15 protein-coding genes and 2 pseudogenes are annotated in these 16,579 nt (G+C 66.3%); 10 read left to right on the top strand and 7 right to left on the bottom strand.

Annotated features, from left to right (window positions below; translation table 11 throughout):
- Both KBZ07_RS06250 and lysA read right to left on the bottom strand, forming a co-directional pair.
- Positions 1-436 (bottom strand): annotated as a pseudogene (locus KBZ07_RS06250) (phosphoesterase); the annotation flags it as partial.
- A 44-nt stretch (positions 437-480) separates the two neighbouring features.
- Positions 481-1,869, bottom strand: a complete 1,389-nt coding sequence (gene lysA / locus KBZ07_RS06245; RefSeq protein ID WP_254930802.1) for a diaminopimelate decarboxylase — start codon at positions 1,867-1,869, stop codon at positions 481-483.
- Positions 1,870-1,896: 27 nt separating this feature from the next.
- Between lysA and KBZ07_RS06240 the strand changes: the two genes are divergently transcribed.
- The 6 genes and pseudogenes from KBZ07_RS06240 to KBZ07_RS06220 all read left to right on the top strand — a co-directional run bounded on the left by KBZ07_RS06240 (position 1,897) and on the right by KBZ07_RS06220 (position 7,780).
- Positions 1,897-2,388, top strand: a complete 492-nt coding sequence (locus KBZ07_RS06240; RefSeq protein ID WP_254930801.1) for a GNAT family N-acetyltransferase — start codon at positions 1,897-1,899, stop codon at positions 2,386-2,388.
- A gap of 164 nt (positions 2,389-2,552) precedes the next feature.
- Positions 2,553-3,860: pseudogene (locus KBZ07_RS16430) on the top strand (ATP-dependent Clp protease ATP-binding subunit); the annotation flags it as partial.
- A gap of 252 nt (positions 3,861-4,112) precedes the next feature.
- Complete coding sequence (locus tag KBZ07_RS16425) at positions 4,113-5,087, top strand: AAA family ATPase (RefSeq protein ID WP_396123946.1); 975 nt, start codon at positions 4,113-4,115, stop codon at positions 5,085-5,087.
- A 16-nt stretch (positions 5,088-5,103) separates the two neighbouring features.
- Entirely contained in the window at positions 5,104-6,210 is a 1,107-nt protein-coding gene (locus KBZ07_RS06230; protein WP_254930799.1) for an iron-containing alcohol dehydrogenase family protein, read from the top strand.
- The gene (locus KBZ07_RS06225; RefSeq protein WP_254930798.1) at positions 6,207-7,109 is read left to right on the top strand and encodes an alpha/beta fold hydrolase; all 903 of its coding nucleotides are present in this window, start codon (positions 6,207-6,209) and stop codon (positions 7,107-7,109) included. The genes KBZ07_RS06230 and KBZ07_RS06225 overlap by 4 nt, the downstream gene beginning before the upstream one ends.
- Complete coding sequence (locus KBZ07_RS06220) at positions 7,106-7,780, top strand: DUF2993 domain-containing protein (RefSeq protein ID WP_254930797.1); 675 nt, start codon at positions 7,106-7,108, stop codon at positions 7,778-7,780. The genes KBZ07_RS06225 and KBZ07_RS06220 overlap by 4 nt, the downstream gene beginning before the upstream one ends.
- Here the strand turns inward: KBZ07_RS06220 and KBZ07_RS06215 are convergent.
- Genes KBZ07_RS06215 through KBZ07_RS06205 form a run of 3 tightly spaced genes read right to left on the bottom strand, consistent with a single transcriptional unit; the run spans position 7,777 to position 10,635 of the window.
- Positions 7,777-8,637 carry a phosphatidate cytidylyltransferase gene (locus KBZ07_RS06215; protein WP_254930796.1) on the bottom strand — a complete coding sequence of 287 codons (861 nt, stop codon included), beginning with the start codon at positions 8,635-8,637 and terminating at the stop codon, positions 7,777-7,779. The genes KBZ07_RS06220 and KBZ07_RS06215 overlap by 4 nt on opposite strands.
- Before the next feature lie 20 nt (positions 8,638-8,657).
- On the bottom strand, positions 8,658-9,293 hold the full coding sequence (cbiT, locus tag KBZ07_RS06210; protein ID WP_254930795.1) for a precorrin-6Y C5,15-methyltransferase subunit CbiT: 636 nt from the start codon (positions 9,291-9,293) through the stop codon (positions 8,658-8,660).
- Positions 9,294-9,303: 10 nt separating this feature from the next.
- Positions 9,304-10,635: a lysine decarboxylase gene (locus KBZ07_RS06205; protein ID WP_254930794.1), complete on the bottom strand. Its 1,332-nt coding sequence runs from the start codon at positions 10,633-10,635 to the stop codon at positions 9,304-9,306.
- 82 nt (positions 10,636-10,717) lie between these two features.
- Here KBZ07_RS06205 and KBZ07_RS06200 point away from each other — a divergent pair, with 82 nt between their 5' ends.
- The gene (locus KBZ07_RS06200) at positions 10,718-12,430 is read left to right on the top strand and encodes an AarF/ABC1/UbiB kinase family protein (RefSeq protein ID WP_254930804.1); all 1,713 of its coding nucleotides are present in this window, start codon (positions 10,718-10,720) and stop codon (positions 12,428-12,430) included.
- A gap of 5 nt (positions 12,431-12,435) precedes the next feature.
- On the opposite strand, the gene KBZ07_RS06195 is transcribed toward KBZ07_RS06200, so the two are convergent.
- Entirely contained in the window at positions 12,436-13,659 is a 1,224-nt protein-coding gene (locus tag KBZ07_RS06195) for a hypothetical protein (RefSeq protein ID WP_254930793.1), read from the bottom strand.
- A gap of 16 nt (positions 13,660-13,675) precedes the next feature.
- Between KBZ07_RS06195 and KBZ07_RS06190 the strand changes: the two genes are divergently transcribed.
- From KBZ07_RS06190 to KBZ07_RS06180, 3 genes are read left to right on the top strand one after another with little or no spacing between them, the layout of a single operon-like run.
- On the top strand, positions 13,676-14,839 hold the full coding sequence (locus KBZ07_RS06190) for an ABC transporter substrate-binding protein (RefSeq protein WP_254930792.1): 1,164 nt from the start codon (positions 13,676-13,678) through the stop codon (positions 14,837-14,839).
- A gap of 59 nt (positions 14,840-14,898) precedes the next feature.
- The gene (locus KBZ07_RS06185; RefSeq protein ID WP_254930803.1) at positions 14,899-15,363 is read left to right on the top strand and encodes a hypothetical protein; all 465 of its coding nucleotides are present in this window, start codon (positions 14,899-14,901) and stop codon (positions 15,361-15,363) included.
- A gap of 22 nt (positions 15,364-15,385) precedes the next feature.
- Positions 15,386-16,087 (top strand): hypothetical protein, encoded by a 702-nt coding sequence (locus tag KBZ07_RS06180; protein ID WP_254930791.1) that lies wholly within the window; start codon positions 15,386-15,388, stop codon positions 16,085-16,087.
- Between the two features lie 37 nt (positions 16,088-16,124).
- Here KBZ07_RS06180 and KBZ07_RS06175 read toward each other — a convergent pair.
- Positions 16,125-16,579: sigma-70 domain-containing protein (locus KBZ07_RS06175; protein WP_315860142.1), on the bottom strand; the 455-nt coding region annotated here is incomplete at its 5' end.

Genomic DNA, 16,579 nt, shown 5'->3' with positions numbered 1-16,579 from the left:
CGGGGTTGAGAAAATCCTCGGGCCGCAGATCACAGCCCAGGTCCACCACGATCAGGCCGCCGCGGCGGGCCTGGGAAAGGCGCCCGGCAGCCTCGCTGAGTATGGCCACCGAACCTGAGCCCAGCTGGTCGCTGCTGCGGTTGTCAAACAGCACCCCGAGCCTGCCGGTGCCGAGCAACTCCATCAAGCGCCGCAGCTCCCCCTGCCAGAGAATCGCTAGAGCCAGGCTGCAGGCCAGCACCAGCGCATCCACCAATTTACTGGTGAGGGGCAGATTGGCGTATCTCTGCACGACCCAGGCCAGGGCCACTAGCAGCAGATAGCCGCGCAGCAGCCAGAGGGTGCGGGCTTCGGTGATCCGGCCCAGCACCAAGACCCCCAGGCTGGTCGCAAACAGCAGATCCAGGAGCAGGCGCGGATCGATGAGGCGAAGCAACCCCCCAAGTTGCGGCCCGACCACAGCCCCTCCTGACACTCAGCTCAGCCTAGGTAGCGGAGTCGGGATGGCAGAACGTCGTAGCGCAGTAGGTCTTCCGGCTGCTCGCGACGCTGCACCAGTTCGGCAGATCCCTCCGCAACCAGCACGGTCGCTGGCCGGGGGATGCGGTTGTAATTGGAGCCCATCGAGGCGTTGTAGGCACCGGTGGCGAATACCACCAGCACATCCCCAGCGGTGGCAGGGGGCAGGGCTAGATCCTTGAGCAACACGTCGCCGGATTCGCAGTGCTTGCCGGCCACGGTGACGGTTTCGTTGGGCTCGGCCATGGGGCGATCGGCCAACAGGGCTGTGTACTGAGACTGATAGGTGATCGGCCTGGGGTTGTCACTCATGCCGCCATCTACGGAGAGATAGGTACGCAGGCCCGGGATGGGTTTGCGGCTGCCCACCTCGTAGAGGGTGACCCCCGCCGTCGCCACCAGGGAGCGGCCGGGTTCGCAGAGCAGCCGCGGCAGAACGAGCCCCCTCTCCCGGCAGGCCTCCACCACCGCTTCGGCCACCGTGCGCACCCAGGCATCGATTGAAGGCGGATCGTCGCTGGCCACGTAGCGGATCCCGAGGCCCCCGCCCACGTTGAGATCCTCCACGGGATGGCCAAGGGATCGGGCCAGGGCCAGGGCGTCGGCCAGCACCGCGGCCAGATCGCGGTGGGGCTGCAGTTCGAAGATCTGGGAGCCGATGTGGGCGTGCAGCCCGGTGAGACGGGCCCAGGGGCAGGTCGTCAGGTGCCGCAGCACCGCCTCGAGCTGGTCGGGATCGAAGCCAAACTTGCTGTCGAGGTGTCCCGTGCGGATGTACTCATGGGTATGACACTCGATGCCGGGCGTAAAGCGCAGCATCAGTCGCGCCGGCCCTAGGAAGTCCGGTGCCAGCTCAGCCAGCAGCTCCAGGTCCCGCCAGTTGTCCGCCACCACGGTGACCCCGTGGGCCACGGCCAGGGCCAGCTCCTCGCGACTCTTGTTGTTGCCGTGCAGCACGATCCGCTCGCCGGCCATGCCGCCCTGGAAAGCGGTCAGCAGTTCTCCGGCCGAGACCGCATCGAGGCCCAATCCCTCGGCGGCCACTAGGGCCGTGATCGCCAGGGAGCTGTTGGCCTTGGAGGCATATAGGGCCAGAGCTTCGCCCGGATAGTGCCGGGCCAGGGCTTCGCGATAGGCGCGGCAGGTGGCCCGCAGGGTGGTCTCGTCGAGCACGTAGAGGGGAGTGCCGTAACGGCGGGCCAGGTCGCTGAGGGTGCAGTCCCCCAGGCTCAGGCGCCCCTCCCCGTCCAGCCGGGTGGTCAGGGGGGTGAGGTTGCGGTTGGGGCTGGATAGGTCTTGGTCAACCTCAAACGGCCGTGAAGGCGCGAGGGGCTCACGGGAGGTCACCATGGCTGGGGCCGCGCGGGTCTAGGGACCATGAATGTACGGAAGCCCTTGGCGCCGCTGCGCCAGTCCCTGCTGATACCCGACGATTGGCGGGCCTGCCTCGACCTCGACAGGGCCAGCCTGGGGGGCCTCTGGAGCGCCAGCCAATGGCAGATTGAGTTGGCCGATCAGGGCCGGTCTGGGGTGGGGCTCTGGCGGGGGGAGCACCTGCTGGCCATGGCCTGCGGCTGGCTGGTGCTCGATGAACTGCACATCACCCTGCTGGCGGTTGCTCCAGAGCAGAGACGCCTGGGCCTGGGCGGCAGGGTGCTGGAGGCCCTGCTGGAGATCGCCCGTGCCAGCGGCGCCCTGCACGCAACCCTGGAGGTTGCCCCTGGCAACGGCGCCGCGGTGGCCCTCTATCGCCGTTGCGGCTTCCGGGATGGGGGGCTGCGTCGCGGTTACTACCGCAATGGGGACGATGCCCTGATCCAATGGCTGCGGCTAACAGCAAGCAAAGATGAAGAGCCAGGGTGTGGATAACCGGCTTTTCTTATTGCTGAAAACCGCTACTTCAGGGGCCCAAGTTGTTTGCAAAAGCCCGCTGACTGCCTGTAGCAGCAACGGATCTGGCTTTCAGCGAACCTAAACCACAAAGCACCCGATAACCCTGGTAGCTTGGATCAACTTGTACCAGGCCCCGGCCCATGTTCGAGCGGTTTACCGAGAAAGCCATCAAGGTGATCATGCTGGCCCAGGAAGAGGCCCGCCGCCTTGGCCACAACTTTGTGGGCACTGAACAGATTCTGCTGGGTCTGATCGGCGAGGGTACCGGCGTGGCGGCCAAGGTGCTCAAGTCGATGGGCGTCAACCTCAAGGATGCCCGCGTCGAAGTTGAGAAGATCATCGGCCGGGGCTCCGGCTTCGTGGCCGTCGAGATTCCCTTCACCCCCCGGGCCAAGCGGGTGCTCGAGCTCTCCCTCGAGGAGGCCCGCCAGTTGGGCCACAATTACATCGGCACCGAGCACCTGCTGCTGGGTCTGATCCGCGAGGGCGAAGGGGTCGCTGCCCGGGTGCTCGAGAACCTCGGCGTCGACCTGGCCAAGGTGCGCACCCAGGTGATCCGCATGCTCGGCGAAACCGCTGAGGTGAGCGCAGGCGGCGGGGGTGGCAAGGGTTCCACCAAAACCCCCACCCTCGACGAATTCGGCACCAACCTCACCCAGCAGGCCGCCGACGGCAAGCTCGACCCGGTGGTGGGCCGCCAAAATGAAATTGAGCGGGTGATCCAGATCCTGGGTCGCCGCACCAAGAACAACCCCGTGCTGATTGGCGAGCCCGGCGTCGGCAAGACTGCCATCGCCGAGGGTTTGGCCCAGCGCATCAACTCCGGCGATATCCCGGACATCCTCGAAGAGAAGCGCGTTCTCACCCTGGACATCGGACTCCTGGTGGCCGGCACCAAGTACCGGGGTGAATTCGAGGAGCGGCTCAAAAAAATCATGGAGGAGATCCGCAGCGCCGGCAACGTGATCCTGGTGATCGACGAGGTGCACACCCTGATCGGGGCGGGGGCCGCCGAGGGTGCCATCGATGCCGCCAACATCCTCAAACCAGCCTTGGCGCGAGGTGAGCTGCAGTGCATCGGCGCCACCACCTTGGATGAATACCGCAAACACATCGAGCGCGATGCCGCCCTCGAGCGCCGCTTCCAGCCGGTGATGGTGGGCGAACCCTCCGTCGATGAAACGATCGAAATCCTGCGCGGCCTCAAGGAGCGCTATGAAACCCACCACCGGCTCAAGATCGCCGATGAGGCCCTGATTGCTGCGGCCACCCTGGGGGATCGCTATATCTCCGACCGCTTCCTGCCGGATAAGGCGATTGACCTGGTCGATGAGGCCGGTAGCCGGGTCAGGTTGATGAATTCGAAGCTGCCCCCGGCCGCGAAGGAGGTGGATAAGCAGTTGCGCTCTGTCCAGAAGGACAAGGAAGATGCCGTGCGCGAGCAGGACTTCACCAAGGCCGGTGAACTGCGTGACAAGGAGGTAGAGCTGCGCGATCAGATCCGCTCGATCTTGCAGGCCCGCAAGGATGAAGAGCCCGCTGGCAGCAGCGAAGCTGTTGACGTCGCCCTGACCGATGCCCCCATCGATCTCGTGCGCACGCCGATGGTCACCGAAGAGGACATCGCCCACATCGTGGCTTCCTGGACCGGTGTGCCGGTGCAGAAGCTCACTGAGAGCGAATCGGCCAAGTTGCTGAACATGGAGGACACCCTCCACCAGCGTCTGATCGGCCAGGACGAGGCGGTCAAGGCCGTCTCCCGGGCGATCCGCCGGGCCAGGGTAGGCCTCAAGAACCCCAACCGCCCCATCGCCAGTTTCATCTTCTCCGGCCCCACCGGCGTGGGTAAAACCGAGCTGACCAAATCCCTGGCGGCTTACTTCTTCGGCAGCGAGGATTCAATGATCCGCCTCGACATGTCCGAATTCATGGAGCGCCACACGGTCAGCAAGCTGATCGGCTCTCCTCCCGGATATGTGGGCTTCAATGAAGGTGGTCAGCTCACCGAAGCGGTGCGGCGTCGCCCCTACACCGTGGTGCTCTTCGATGAGATCGAGAAGGCCCATCCCGATGTGTTCAACCTGCTGCTGCAGCTGCTCGAAGACGGTCGCCTGACCGATTCCAAGGGCCGCACGGTCGACTTCAAGAACACCCTAATCATCATGACCTCGAACATTGGTTCGAAGGTGATCGAAAAGGGCGGCGGTGGCCTTGGCTTTGAATTCGGCGGGGGGGATGCGGATGAAACCAACTACAACCGGATCCGTTCCCTTGTAAATGAGGAGCTCAAGCAGTACTTCCGCCCCGAATTCCTCAACCGTCTCGACGAGATCATCGTCTTCCGTCAACTCACCCGTGACGAGGTCAAGATCATCGCCGAGATCATGCTCAAGGAGGTCTTCGGCCGCATGTTGGAGAAAGGTATTGCCCTATCTGTCACCGAGGCCTTCAAGGAGCGCCTGGTGGAAGAGGGCTACAACCCCTCCTACGGAGCCCGCCCGCTGCGCCGCGCCGTGATGCGCCTGCTCGAAGACTCCCTGGCCGAGGAATTCCTCAGCGGCCGGATCGGCGATGGCGATTCAGCCCTGGTGGACGTCAACGACGACAAGCAGGTGGTGATTCGCAAGCAGGTAGCGCTGCCGGCCGAGCTCGAGCTTGCTGGTGCTGGCGTCTGAAAGTGATCGGGCTGGGATGATCAACCCCGTTAATCACCACTCGATTGCGCCGGCCCAGGTGCTGCGGGGCCCGGGCGCTTGGGACCAGGCGCTAGGGCCCATCGCGTCCCTGGCCCAGCGTCCCCTGCTGCTTGGCCGCAGTGCCGCCACCGCTGGTCTGCGCCAGAGCCGCAGGGCCGATCTGGAGGCCGCCGGTTTGGACGTTTCCACAGCCGAGCTCCGCTACGACTGCTGCGAAGCCGATCTCACTCGTCTCGCCGCTGAACTGGAGCTGCACCGCTCTGATGCGGTGATCGCCATGGGCGGCGGCAAGGTGCTGGACGCCGGCAAACTGCTCGCCCACCGCCACGGTCTGAGCTGCATCACGGTGCCCACCAGTGCGGCCACCTGTGCCGGCTGGACGGCCCTGGCCAACGTCTACACCCCCGAGGGCGCCTTTCTGGGCGATGTCGCCTTGGCCCGCTGCCCCGACCTGCTGATCTTTGACCACAGCCTGGTGCGCTTAGCCCCACCCCGCACCCTGGCCAGCGGCATCGCCGACGCCATGGCCAAGTGGTATGAGGCCTCGGTGAGCAGTGGTTCCAGCGGCGATGGACTGGTGCAGCAGACGGTGCAGATGGCCCGGGTGCTGCGCGATCAGCTGATGTTGGAAGCTGAAGCAGCCCTGCACGATCCCCATGGCGCCGCCTGGGAGCGGGTGGTCGAGGCCTGTGGTTTGACTGCCGGGCTGATCGGTGGCATTGGCGGGGCCCGCTGCCGCACCGTGGCTGCCCATGCTGTGCACAACGGCCTTACCCAGCTTCCGGCCAGCCATGGCCATCTGCATGGCGAGAAGGTGGGTTTCGGGGTCTTGGTGCAACTGCGTCTCGAAGAGGTGCTGGGCGGAAACCAGCTCGCAGCCCAGGCCCGCCGTCAGCTGCTGCCCCTGTTCCGCCGGCTAGGGCTGCCCGTCAACCTGGAGCAGCTGGGCCTGGCGGGGGAGAGCCTGCAGGAGCTCGAGCAGGCCTGCGCTTTTGCCTGTCGTGCCGATTCCGACCTGCACCACCTGCCCTTTGCCGTGGGCTCCTCGGATCTGCTGGCCGCCCTGGTGAGCACCTGCAGCAGTGAGCGCCAGCCAGCTTGAAAACCCTGGCTGCCCCCGAGCAGGAGCTGGTGCGCGAAGCGGCGCGAAGCCTGCTAGATCCCCAGGGCCGGGCCCTGGCGGCCCAGGTGGAGTGGTGGCAGCTGCCAGGCCTGGGCCCCATCGATTGGGGCTCCTGGCCCGTGGCCGTGCTGGGCGAAGGGCCACCGGTGCTGTTGCTGCACGGCTTCGACAGTTCCTTTCTGGAATTCCGGCGGCTGGCCCCGCTGCTGGCTGCCAGCGGAGCCCAGCTGTTCATCCCCGACCTGTTTGGCTTCGGTTTCTGTCCCCGACCCGCCGCTGCTGACTACGGCCCCAGCGGGGTGCTGCGCCACCTGGAGCTACTGGTGCGGGCAATTGGCCAGCGCAACCCAGCTCCCTTGGGCTTGATCGGGGCATCCATGGGCGGTGCGGTGGCGGTGGAGTTGGCCCGGCGCCTGCCCCAGCAGGTGGAGCGGCTGTTGTTGCTTGCGCCCGCCGGCCTCACGGGGCGGCCCATGCCGCTGCCGCCCTTGCTCGATGGTCTGGGGGTGCGCTTTCTGGCCCTGCCCGGCGTGCGCCGGGGCCTTTGTCGCGCTGCCTTTGCCGACCCCGACAGCGCCGTGGGCCCGGCGGAATTGGAAATCGCCTCCCTGCACCTGCAGAGCCCCGGCTGGGCCGAGGCCCTGCGACGCTTCGCCCGCTCGGGCGGCTTTGCCGGCTGCGGAGCACCCCTGCCCCCGCAGCCGATCAGCGTGCTCTGGGGGGCGGACGATCGCATCCTGCGGCCACCGCTGAAACGGGCCGCCCTGGCTCTGTTAGGAGAGCGGGTGAGTGAACTGGAGAATTGCGGCCACCTGCCCCACCTTGACCAAGCCACCAGCGTGGTGACCAGCTGGCTAACCCCACCCCCCCGGCTATGAGCAGTCCAGGCGACAGTCCCAGCGATATTCCAGGCGAAACCCCGAATGCCAAGGCCTCCCGACCGGTGATGCAGCTGCTGGCCCGGGGCTTGCAGCTTTGGGTTCGCCAGCAGTGTCAGTCGATAGACAGTCTCGAGATCCGCTTGGAGGGCTCGCCCCTGCAGCTGCTGCGGGGCCGGCTGGCTGGGGTGCGGCTGCTGGCCAGGCGTGTGGTGTATCAGCAATTCCACCTAGAGCTGGTGGAGTTGGCCAGTGGTCCGATACAGGTGCATGTCGGCAACCTGCTCAGGGGCCAGCCCCTTCAGCTGGAGCAGGCTTTTCAGATCCAGGGCCAGGTGAGTTTCACCCCTGCTGGCCTGACCCGCTCCCTGGCCGCCCCCCGCTGGCGCTCCCTGGCCGACAGCCTGGGCGAAACCCTGCTGGGAATCGTGCCCCTGGGCGGGGTGCGCATCCACCACGACAAGCTGGTGCTGACTGCCCTGGCCCAGGGCCGCCCCGATCCGATCGAACAGGAAACCACCGTTGCCTCCGTTGGCGGCAGTGTGGAGATTCGCTGTGTGGCGGGCAGCCCCAGCTACCTGCTGCCGATGGATCCCGGCATCACCATCGGCGCTGCCCGCCTGGAGGCGGGCATGCTGCAACTGCTGGGGGCGGCCCGGGTCAGCGCTTAGCGCTGCACCAGGGGCAGTACCAAGGTGACCAGGGAGTAAACCACCGCCGGCACGAACAGGTAGCTGTCGATCCGATCGAGGACGCCGCCGTGGCCGGGGATTGCATCGCCGGAGTCCTTCAGGCCCGCATCCCGTTTCATCATCGATTCGGTGAGATCCCCCACCAGGGCGAATAGGGCCACCACCGCACCCAGCACCGCGCCGATCAGCCAGCCCCAGCTCCAGCCGATCCAGCTGCCGCCCAGGGCGCCGACCGCCATGGCGCAGCCAACCCCGCCCAGGGCCCCCTCGATGGTTTTGCCCGGTGATATGGGCGAGAGGGGACGGCGGCCCAGGCGGCGCCCGATCACGTAGGAGCCGATGTCGGTGGCGACGATTAGGAAGCAGGCCAGCAGGGTGAGGGCCAGGCCGGTCCCCTCCAGCTCCCGCAGGCGGATCCAGTAGCTGGGCAGGAAGCCCAGATAGAAGAGCCCGAAGATTGAGGCGGCGATGTCGGCGATTGTGCCGGTTACCGGCTGCAACAACAGCCAGCCGCAGATCACGGCGCCGGAGGCCGGCAGCACCGCCGCCGCCACATCGCCGGCAAACCAATCACCACCCAAAAGGGCGCTGCCGCTGGCCAGCTGGGTGGTGATCAGCAGCAGCTGGACGGCAACCAGGGTGGTTTTGATGGCCGGCCGGATTCCCTTGAACTGGGCCATCCGGAAGAACTCCAGCAGCCCCAGGTGCACGATCAGGCCCAGGGCCACCGTGAACCACCATCCCCCCAGCATCACCACCACGAAACCGAAGCCTCCGGCGGCCCAGCCGCTGAGCAGTCGGGGCAGGGAGGTGGCCGTGCGAGGGGTGGGAATCAAGCGGGATTCAGCAACGGCAATCAGCAGGTCGCGCCAGGGGATGGGCGCTCAGCTGCGATCAGAAAGAGGGGCTCTGCCGCAGCCAGCTTGGCCTGGCTGCCGCGCCGTTGCATGCGGTGCACGGTGGCCTGCACCACCTGCACGTCCGTGGCTGCCAGCTGGCTGAGGGTATCGGTGGCATCCACCAGCCCCTCGAGGCTGGCGGTGCTGATCACCAGACGCCCCTGGGGAACCAGGGCCTTCCAGACCGCCAGCAGTACCCCGCCGAGGGGGCGCCCCACCTCCAGCAGCACCCGGTCTGGGTGGGCCGGGAGCTGGGCCAGGTCGTCGGGGGCGGCACCGGCGTGGATGTGCAGGTTGGTGATCCCAAAGCGGCGCCGGTTCTGCTCCAGCAGCTCGATCGCTTCAGGGTCGCGCTCGAGGGTGTGCACGACTCCCTTGGGCATCAGGCGGGCAATCTCCAGGGCCAGGGCACCGGTACCCCCTCCCACATCCCAAACCAGGGAGTCGGGCCTTGGGCGCAGATGGGCCAGCAGCATCACCCGCAGCTCCATCGGGGTGGGGCTGAAGCCGGGGGCGTCCACAAAGGAACTATCCGGCAGGCCGGGAGTGACGAAATCCCACTGGTAGGAATCGGCAGGTGCGCGCAGGTCCATCACCGGGCCCCTATGCGGCCACAACCTTCACCGTATCAGCGATCTGGCCGGGCCAAAGGCTGGCCTGCCTCTGGAGCCAGGCGGCGCGAGCGGGATCGATCCGCTCGCCCGGCACCAGCAGCGGAATGCCAGGGGGATAGGGGCAGAGGGGCTCGGCGGCGATGCGACCGACCGCCGCCGCCAGGGTCACGACCTCGCAGGAGGCCCGCCAGGCCAGGCCCAGCGGCAGCTCTGGCTCCCCAACCAGGGGCAGGGGTGGCGCGCTGAAGGGCGGCAGGGGATCGCCACCCAGGGCATGCCGCAGCCGCTCCAGCTGGCGGGGTAGGCGCCACACCAGCCCCGCTGGCGGCGCCAGCCCCAGGCAGAAGGTCAGCGCCCCCGGCTCGGGTAACTCGGCGATCACCTGCCTTTCCAGCAGCCAGGCATCGGCGGCGAGACCGTTGATGCCCAGGGCCGCGGTGTTGAGCACCAGCCGCAGGGGATCGTCATTGGCGACCAGGGTCAGCCCGGCCGCCCGGCAGTGGCGCTGCAGCCGCTCCCCCACCCGGCAGGCCCGCCGCCAGCGGCCAAGCCCCGCCGGGCTGGTGAGCTCGGTGAGGGCCGCCTCGGCGGAGGCCAGCAGTAGGGCGCTGGGGCTGGAGGTCTGCAGCCATAGCAGGGCCCTGGCCAGGGCCTGGCGGTCCACCCGCTGCCCCTGCAGCAACAGGGCCGCACTCTGGGCCAGACCGCCCGCGGCCTTCTGGCTGGAGAGCACCACCAGATCGGCGCCGGCAGAGAGGGCCTCAGCGCGGCCATGGGCCTGGTCAACCAGCACCGGTAGACCGCGCTGCTGGGCCAGGGCCACCAGGGCGGGCAGATCGGCCCGTTGGCCCTGATAGCTGGGCGAAACCAGCACCAGGGCAGCCACCGGGCCAGCGACTGCGGCGGCGTCCAGCACCTGGGCCAGGTGGGTAGGGCTGGGGGGCAGCCAGAGGCCGGTTGCCGGATCGAAGGGCAGGTTGAATAGCAGGGGCCGCAGCTGACCCAGCACGCAGGCATGAAGCAGGGAGCGGTGCAGGTTGCGGGGCAGCAGCACCCGGCTGCCTGGGGGGGCCAGGGCCAGCAATCCAGCCTGTAGCAGGCCGGTGGCCCCATTGACCCCAAACCACACCCCATCGGCCCCGAGCTGGCGGGCGCAGCGCTGCTGGGCCGCGGCCACGGCGCCGCCATCGACTAGTGGACCGCCGAACTGGGGTAATTCCGGCAGGTCCCAGCTGCCTGGCCGCTGGCGCAGCAGGGCCGCCAGGGCCGGTGAGAGACCCCTGCCGCGGCCGTGGGCCGGTAGGTGCAGCGGCAGACCCATGGGTGGGCGGATCGCGTTTCTAGAGTCTGACGAGCGAACGGCTGCCGTGCCTGTGAAGAGCGCCGAAACCAGCCCCGGGAAAATCCCCGGAAAGAGCCCTGGGAAAAGCTCTGGAAAGACCCCAGACCCTGCCTACGATCCGGCTAGGGACCTGCGCTGGCTACTGCTGCGTCCGTGGCTGCTGGTGAGCCGGCTGCTGGTTGTGGCCTGGCAACTGTCCAGCCTTGGGCTTGTGCTGGTGGTGCAGGGCAACAGCAGTGATGCCGAGGTGCAGAAGCAGTTGGGCCGCAGGATTCTCCATACCCTCACTGCCCTGGGCCCCTGCTTCATCAAGGTGGGCCAGGCCCTCTCCACCCGGCCAGACCTGGTGCGCAGGGATTGGCTGGACCAGCTCACCCAGCTCCAGGACAACCTGCCGCCCTTCCCCCACGCCATTGCCCTGGCGACGATCGAGCGGGAACTGGGGGCTCCGGCCGACCAGTTGTTCGAGCAGTTCCCCGATTTCCCCGTGGCCGCCGCCAGCCTGGGGCAGGTCTACAAGGCCCAGCTCAGCGATGGGCACTGGGTTGCGGTGAAGGTGCAGCGCCCCAACCTGCCCTGGATCCTGCGGCGGGATCTGGTGATCATCCGGCTGCTGGCGGTGCTGACGGCCCCGTTGCTGCCCCTGAACCTCGGTTTCGGACTCGGGGACATCATCGATGAATTCGGCTCCACCCTGTTCGAGGAGATCGACTACAGGCTTGAGGCCAACAACGCCGAAAGGTTCGCCGACCTCTTTGCCAACCAGAGCGAGGTGACCGTGCCCCGCGTGGAGCGGCTCCTCTCCTCCGAACATGTGCTCACCACCCAGTGGATCAATGGCACCAAGCTGCAGGAACGCCAGGCCCTTGAGGCCCGCAATCTCGACCCGGCGGCCCTGATCCGCACCGGCGTGATCGCCGGCCTGCAGCAACTGCTCGAATTTGGCTATTTCCATGCCGATCCCCACCCGGGCAACCTCTTTGCTCTGACGGGAAAAACCGGAGCCCTCGGCCATGTGGCCTACGTGGATTTCGGGATGATGGATTCGATCAGTGACAGCGACCGCCTCACCCTCACCAGTGCGGTGGTTCACCTGATCAACCGCGACTTCCGTGCCCTGGCCCACGATTTCATCTGCCTGGGTTTCCTCAATCCCAAGGCTGACCTGGAGCCGATCATCCCTGCCCTGGAGGATGTTCTGGGCGGGGCCCTCGGTGAAAATGTGGGCAGCTTCAACTTCAAGGCGATCACCGACCGCTTCTCGGAGCTGATGTACGACTACCCCTTCCGGGTGCCGGCCCGCTTCGCTTTGATCATCCGGGCCGTGGTGAGCCAGGAGGGCCTGGCCCTGCGCCTCGACCCCGGCTTCAAGATCATCAACGTGGCCTATCCCTATGTGGCCCGGCGGCTGCTGGCGGGCGACACCAGTGAGATGCGCGAGAAGCTGCTCGAAGTGCTGTTTGACCCCGAGGGGCGGCTGCGCATTGAACGGCTGGAAAACCTGCTGGCAGTGGTTGAGGCTGACCAGAGCGGCGGCACGGCCCTGCTGCCCGTGGCGGGAGCCGGCCTCAAGCTGCTGCTGGGGCAGGAGGGCAGCAGCCTGCGCCAACGGCTACTGCTCACCCTGGTGCGCGATGACCGGCTCAATACCGAAGACCTGCGCAGCCTGCTGAGATTGCTGCAGCGCACCTTCGGTCCCCAGCGTCTGGCCCAACGCCTGATCCAGCGACTGGTGGGTCGAGCCATCCAGCCGGCCAGCCCGATGGCGGCCTGAGCTGCTCAGGCTCCGGGCGGAATCGTGAACCAGGCCACGGCGATCGCCAGGCTGCTGAAGATCACCACCACTACGGGCCAGCTGTTATCGAGTTGCTCTAGCCGGTCCCTCACCAGTGCCTTCATCTCGGGATCCTCCATCACCTCCATGTCGGCATAGCGGCGGCCGATCCAGATCACCAGCACGAAGGCCATCAGGGTGACTACATAGGCCACCACATACACCTGGTCCAGGAAGGTGAGAAAGGGCAGAAGGGGCAAATCACTGCGGTAGGTCTGCTGCAGAAACACCAGGGTGAGCAGCACGGTCACCGGAATGCTGGCCCGGGCATCCTGCTCATCGGGGCGCACTTTGAACACCAGCAGCACCATCGCCATCAGCACCGCCAGCGGCAGCAGTAGGCGCCAAACTGATGCCCAGGCTGAGGTGCCGATGGAGATCTCATACAACACCAGGCTGTAATCACTTTCGCTGCCACCCAGACCGAAATTGGTGGCGTACTGGTGGCGGTATTCGGCGATTGACCAGCCCTGGTTGAGCCAGCCGAGGATGCGGGCATTGAAGCCCATGCCGCTGTTGCGGATATCGGGCTCGAGCCGCAGCTGCTCGTAGCTGAGGCTGCCATCGAGATCATTCGCCTCGATCAGCACCGGCAAGCTGACGCTCATGAAGGGGTAGTGGCGAAAGCTGGCCTGATCGACCAGGTAGCGGCCCCGGTAGGTGAACAGCTGGTAGTAGCCCCCATCCGCTAGCCGTTCGGGGCCATCCCCGACCGGATCGAGTTCCGGCGGGGCGTCGGTGATCAGGGTGTTGAGCAGGTTGATGCGCTCGTCGATCGTGATGCCGGCCCCCTCGAGATAGGCCTGCAGGGTCCCATCCCAGACCATCCAGATGTAGCCGCTGGAGGCATAGCTCGGCACGCTCAGATCGAGCTCCGAGGTGGTGTTGGCGTACACCCCGACTTGGACGTGCAAGGGGGCCGCCTCGAGGGCGTCCTGATCCACCCTGGCTTCGCCGGCATTGAGCAGCTGACCGCGCAGGGTGGTCCAGCCGCTGGAGGGCAGCTGGCGAGGGTCGACGGTGAGGGATCGCGCTGAGGTGGAAAGCCGCAGGGCATCACGGGTCTGCACCGGGGTGATGTCGATGCGGGTGATCGCAACAAAGGCCAGAATCACCGCCAGTAGAAGCGCCAGAGTGGCGAGCAGATTCCAGCGCCGCTGCTTCCGCACCGGTTTAAGGAGGCAGATGGCGTCGACCCTACCCGCAAGACGCAGACTTGCCCTGCTGCTGCTACCCCTGCTCGTACCCCTGCTAGTGCGCTCGGCCCCGGCGCCGCGGGTGCCTCCCAGCGGCCCCAGGGAGCTGGTGATCGGCCAGTCGGCCCCCTTCAGCGGGCCCTCTGCCCAGACGGCCAAGGATTACCAGCAAGGCCTGCTCGCCTGGTTTGCCGAGGTGAACCGGCGCGGCGGGATCCATGGCCGACGGTTGCGCCTGGTGAGCCTGGATGACAGCTACGACCCCCAGCTCACCCTGCGCAATACGCGCCGGCTGGTTGAGCGGCAGCAGGCCATCGCCCTGATCGGCATTTTCGGCACGGCGAACTCCAAGGCAATCCTTCCCCTGGTGGAGAAGGTGGGGATTCCTTTTGTGGCTCCGCGAACCGGGGCGAGGGCCTTGCTGAAACCCTTTCGCCCCATGGTGTTCAACATGCGGGCCAGCTACCAGGCGGAGATCGATCAGGTGATCGACCACCTGGTGCGGGACGGCCGCCACCAGGTGGCGGTGGTGCATATCCAGGATGCCTATGGGGAAGATGGGCTGCGTTCCAGCCAGGCAGCCCTTGCCCGCCACAACCTGCGGCCCGTGGCCATTGCCGGCGTACAGCGCAACTCCACCAACACCGCCGCCGCCGCCCGGCAGGTTGTCGCTGCCAATGCCAATGCCGTGCTGGTGATCGCCACCTTCACCAGCTCCGCCTCCCTGAGCCGCGACCTTTCCCGACTCGGCAGCAGGGCCCAGCTGATGAACCTCTCGCCGGTCGGCATCGAGGGTCTGCAGGATGCCCTGCCCGGTGGCCAGGCCAATGGCATCGGCATCTCCCAGGTGGTTCCCTTCCCCTGGAACCGGAGGGTGCCGGTGGTAGCCCAATACCAGCGGTTGATGCAGCGGCAGCAGAAGGTGGCCAGCTATGGCTACTCGAGCCTGGAGGGGTTCCTGGCGGCCCGCTGGCTCACCGCCGCCCTGGAGAAGGCGGGCCCCAACCTCAGCCGCGCCAGGGTGGCGGCGGCCTTCAGGAGCCTCCCGAACCTCGACCTGGGCGGGTTCAGGCTGCGGCTCAAGCCTGGCGACAACCAGGCCAGCGATCTGGTGGAGCTCACCTTCCTGGGGTCCCAGCGCTGGGGACCCTGAGAGGGCAGCGCCGCTAGGGTCTCCCCAGCTGTTTTCCTGCCGCCGTGTTCGCTGCGTTGATGCCCGCGCCGATCAACCTCAGCGAGGCCGCCCTGGATCTGGCTCAGGGCGACTACGGCGACCTGGATGCGGCCGAATACCTGCTGGAATACGCCGTGGTGATGCAGCCCCCCTACCTGGTGGCAGGGGTGGGCTTGGCAATCGGTGTGCTCTGCGGCCTCACCTTCGCCAAAATGGTGGAAAACAAGCTTGAAGGCTGGAAACAGGATCGGCTGGCCCTGCTGCCCCTTGGCAGCTACACCATCACCCTGCCGTACTTCGGGGTGGTGATCGGCATCACCCTGTTCATCGGTGGCAGCCTGCAGGTGTTCGGCTTCTCCGCAGGCGTGGCCTTACTGGTGTCGTTTGTGCTCTCGATCGCCACTGCAGGAGCGCTATGGGTGCAGCTGGAGCGGCTGATGGGCCAGGTGGAGGATGGCACATTCAGTGCCGTGGACTTCGATAATTTCGACCAGTTCTTCTGAAACCCATTGCAGGTCTAGCCCGATGACCAAGGGTGACCCAATGGGCTCCCTGGAGCCTCAACAAGCAGCTGGGGGGCCAGCTGATCTGCTGCGCGATCGGCTCACCCGTGGTGGGGGCCGGCTGGCCGTTATCGCCTCCACCACGGGCGTTTGGATGGTGGATCTGCTGCTGGTGGGCCACCTCAAGAACCGAAAACTGATAAGCCCAGATCTAGATAATCTGGTGCATTCAGTTGATTTAGCAGGCACCATTGTCTTCGTCGCCATTACCCTGGGGCTGGCGATCAGCCTGTTTCGCGGCCAGAAGCGCGAATTGTTTCGCTGGGCCCTGGTTTACCTGCTGTTTTCCATGGTTCAGGTGATAACTAACGTGTTATCGATGGTGGCGAGTGCAGATCAACATCAGGGAGGCGGCCTGGGCGGGCTTTGGGATGTGGCGGCCGTGTATATGGAAAGCGTGCTGGTGTTTATGTTTGTGTATATCTTCCTCGATGTGAGTACCCCCGGCGGGGCCTTTATATGGCCGAACCGGGAGGGGCAGGCTCCACCCGAGCCCCACATCATTGACTACCTGTTTATCTCGCTGAATGTCAACTCCACCTATGGCCCAACTTCCGAAGTGGTGATGTCACGGACGGCCAAGTTGGTGATGTCATTGCAGGTGTTGCTGGCAATTCTGATGCTCACCGTGCTGATCGCCCGCTCCGTGAGCGCCACCAGTTGATCGGTTGATCGGTTAACCAGTTGACGGGCTACCGAGATCAGGCGACTAGGTAGCCCTCCAGCATTGGTGAATTGGCGCGCACCCCATCAAGGGCCTTGCGCTCCAGATTGCGGGTTTTGTCGCGGCTCATGCCCAGCACCTTGGCGATCGTGCTCAGGCTCATCGGTTCGCTGTTGCCGCCCTCGGGGTTGTCGGCGCAGGGGATGCCGTAGCGCATCTTCAGCACCCGGCCCTGCAGTTCCGGCAGCTGCTCCAGCAGGGCCCGCAGGTCGCCCTTGAGGCACTCCCCATCCACCCGCTCCTCGGGCAGTTCGCCATCGCCTGCCAGCAGGTCGATCAGTTCGGTGTCATCGCCGTCGCCCACCTTGGTCTCCAGGCTCACCGGCTGGCGTGCCCGGCAGAGCAGGTCTTTGACCTCCTCCTCCGGCAGCTCAACCGCTTCGGCCAGCTCGGTCACCGTCGGGGTGCGACCCAGCAGCTGGCTCAACTCCC

The organism is Cyanobium sp. BA20m-14 (assembly GCF_024346295.1).
The sequence above is the reverse complement of the archived record's forward strand: the minus strand, read 5'-3'. Positions and strand labels throughout refer to the sequence as shown.

Excerpts from the sequence above, each read along its gene's own strand:
- lysA (WP_254930802.1), bottom strand. The coding sequence starts at position 1,869 with ATGGTGACCTCCCGTGAGCCCCTCGCGCCTTCACGGCCGTTTGAGGTT.
- KBZ07_RS06240 (WP_254930801.1), top strand. The coding sequence starts at position 1,897 with ATGAATGTACGGAAGCCCTTGGCGCCGCTGCGCCAGTCCCTGCTGATA.
- KBZ07_RS16425 (WP_396123946.1), top strand. The coding sequence starts at position 4,113 with ATGGAGGACACCCTCCACCAGCGTCTGATCGGCCAGGACGAGGCGGTC.
- KBZ07_RS06230 (WP_254930799.1), top strand. The coding sequence starts at position 5,104 with ATGATCAACCCCGTTAATCACCACTCGATTGCGCCGGCCCAGGTGCTG.
- KBZ07_RS06220 (WP_254930797.1), top strand. The coding sequence starts at position 7,106 with ATGAGCAGTCCAGGCGACAGTCCCAGCGATATTCCAGGCGAAACCCCG.
- cbiT (WP_254930795.1), bottom strand. The coding sequence starts at position 9,293 with ATGGACCTGCGCGCACCTGCCGATTCCTACCAGTGGGATTTCGTCACT.
- KBZ07_RS06205 (WP_254930794.1), bottom strand. The coding sequence starts at position 10,635 with ATGGGTCTGCCGCTGCACCTACCGGCCCACGGCCGCGGCAGGGGTCTC.
- KBZ07_RS06190 (WP_254930792.1), top strand. The coding sequence starts at position 13,676 with ATGGCGTCGACCCTACCCGCAAGACGCAGACTTGCCCTGCTGCTGCTA.
- KBZ07_RS06185 (WP_254930803.1), top strand. The coding sequence starts at position 14,899 with ATGCCCGCGCCGATCAACCTCAGCGAGGCCGCCCTGGATCTGGCTCAG.
- KBZ07_RS06180 (WP_254930791.1), top strand. The coding sequence starts at position 15,386 with ATGACCAAGGGTGACCCAATGGGCTCCCTGGAGCCTCAACAAGCAGCT.